This window comes from uncultured Mycobacterium sp., from assembly GCF_964249325.1.
GTDB lineage: Bacteria > Actinomycetota > Actinomycetes > Mycobacteriales > Mycobacteriaceae > Mycobacterium.
This window is the reverse complement of sequence record NZ_CAXUCH010000420.1, coordinates 1-2,035: the sequence shown is the minus strand read 5'-3', so window position 1 is coordinate 2,035 and position 2,035 is coordinate 1. Positions and strand designations below refer to the sequence as shown.

The following is a 2,035-nucleotide window of genomic DNA, read 5'->3' as shown; positions in this document are numbered from 1 at the left end:
CGCGGCGCCCGCGGCGCCGCCGCCGGCCGGCCGGACGCTCAGCCTGCTCGTCGTCCACGTCGGCATCGTCGAAGTCATCGGAGTCATCGGAGTCGCCTGCGTCGTCTGACGCACCCGGGTCGGCCTCGACCGGTTGGGGCGCGACAAACAGCGGCATGTACTCCGGGCGGTCAACCGTCGTCTCAAGCATCAACCGGGACTCGGGCTCGTCGGCCTCTGCCGGCTCGGGCTCATCGGGCTCGCCCGGCGCCGCAGCCAGCAGGTCGCGCACCCGGACCGCATCGACACGGTCCACTGTGGAGTGCGCGCTGCGAACCCGCCCGTCGAGTTCGGTGAGCGCATCGAGCACCCGCTTGCTGCTAGTTCCCAGCGCGCGTGCCAGCGAGTGGACCCTTAACTTGTCCGGCAGGTCCTCGTGCTGTGTCGGATTTCCTGATACGTCTGAAGGTGGGGCACCGTCTACCACGTAGTCTCCTCGAGCCCCCGGGCGCGTGATGACGACGCGGCCACGCGAGGGCTTCACTATGTGCCCGGGTCACTTCTCCCGAGCTTGTAATGGTCTCGCGCCGAGCGGCCCGTGTAGAACCAACTCGGCGCCCGGCTGAATGATGGCTGGACAGTGGGCGCCGCACCGCACGCAGCGGTGGTCGCGCTTGTCTAGGTCTTCATTCGGGCGTCCGTCAACGTTCCTGAGTCAGTCCGGCGACGTTCACCCGACATCAGTATCCCACACGGCCGCGCCCAGGCCGACCATGCTCTGCACCGCTGCGATCGCCCGACTGCTCCGCAGACCGCTGCGCGGCCCGCATCGTCGTCGAGCTAGCTTCCGGCGGGGAACCACAGCTCGATCTCGCGGCGCGCAGAATCCACCGAATCCGAGCCGTGCACGAGATTGAACTGGGTTTCCAGCCCAAAGTCACCGCGGATCGTGCCAGGTGCTGCACTCGCGACCGGGTCGGTGGCACCGGCGATCTGTCGCACCGCCGCCACGGCTCGCGGGCCCTCCACGATTGCTGCCACCACCGCCCCGGAAGTGATGAACTCCAGCAACGAAGCAAAGAACGGTTTGCCTTCATGCTCGGCGTAATGCTGGCGGGCCAAATCGTCGCTGACGTTTCGCAGCTCCAGCGCCGCGATAGTGAGGCCTTTGCGCTCGATGCGGCTGACGATCTCGCCAACCAGCCGCCTCTCGACGGCGTCGGGCTTGATCAACAAGAGGGTTCGCTCTGCATCGCCGCCGGCGCGTGTCACGGCGCACAGCGTACCGAACCGGCCGCCCTCGACCTGTCCGCCAGATCAGTCCGGCGGCGAATGCTGTCCGGGCAATAGGCCCCGCTGCTGCCGCCACCGGACCTCGGCGCGCAGATAGGCGATCAACACCCACACCAGCGTGAAGAGCACACCGATAAACCCGACGCCCGGGTATACCGCGAACCCGGCAAGCACCGCCGACTGCACCGCCAGATCAACCCAGATGGCCCAGGAACGACCCTGCAGTCCCACGAGCACGAGCAAAACCGCCGCCAAACCGATCAAATACGTAAGCGATGCCGCAGTCAGGCCGCCGCCGACAGCGCCCACCACCGGCAGCGCCAGCAACACCACCACCGCTTCCAAGATCAGCGTGCCGGCCATCACTCCGCGAAAGCTCTTCCACGGATCAGTCGGCGATCGTCGCGCCTCGCCGCCGCGTTCTGGTTGCTGGGTCATTCCGGGTCGCGACCAAACAAAGTGCGCGCGGCGCCGGCGGTGACCACTGAGCCCGTGACGACGATGCCAGTGCCGGACGCGTCCCGGTCGACGGCGGCGTCGTCGACCAGCGCGGTCGCGGTGTCGATGGCATCGCGCAAGTTCTCCGCGGAGACGACCCGCTCCGGGCCGAAACGCTGCTCGGCCGCCAGCGCCAGCGACTGCACATCAAGCGCCCGCGGCGATCCGTTATGGGTCACGACGATCCGGTCTAACACCGGCTCCAGCGCAGCGAGGACGCCGCCGACATCCTTATCGGCCAGCACGCTGACCACACCGACCAGGA

Annotated in this window: 3 protein-coding genes and 1 pseudogene; all 4 read right to left on the bottom strand. The window is 67.8% G+C overall.

What is annotated here, in order from left to right; genetic code table 11:
* Positions 1 to 466, bottom strand: a 466-nt coding sequence (locus ACFE99_RS25390) for a translation initiation factor IF-2 N-terminal domain-containing protein (protein ID WP_375489692.1), incomplete at its 3' end; no start/stop codon positions are given.
* Between the two features lie 353 nt (positions 467 to 819).
* Entirely contained in the window at positions 820 to 1,251 is a 432-nt protein-coding gene (gene ndk, locus ACFE99_RS25385; protein ID WP_375489690.1) for a nucleoside-diphosphate kinase, read from the bottom strand.
* 45 nt (positions 1,252 to 1,296) lie between these two features.
* Positions 1,297 to 1,710, bottom strand: a complete 414-nt coding sequence (locus tag ACFE99_RS25380) for a DUF4233 domain-containing protein (protein WP_375489688.1) — start codon at positions 1,708 to 1,710, stop codon at positions 1,297 to 1,299.
* Positions 1,707 to 2,035: pseudogene (locus ACFE99_RS25375) on the bottom strand (dihydrofolate synthase); the annotation flags it as partial. The gene ACFE99_RS25380 and the pseudogene ACFE99_RS25375, both read right to left, overlap by 4 nt.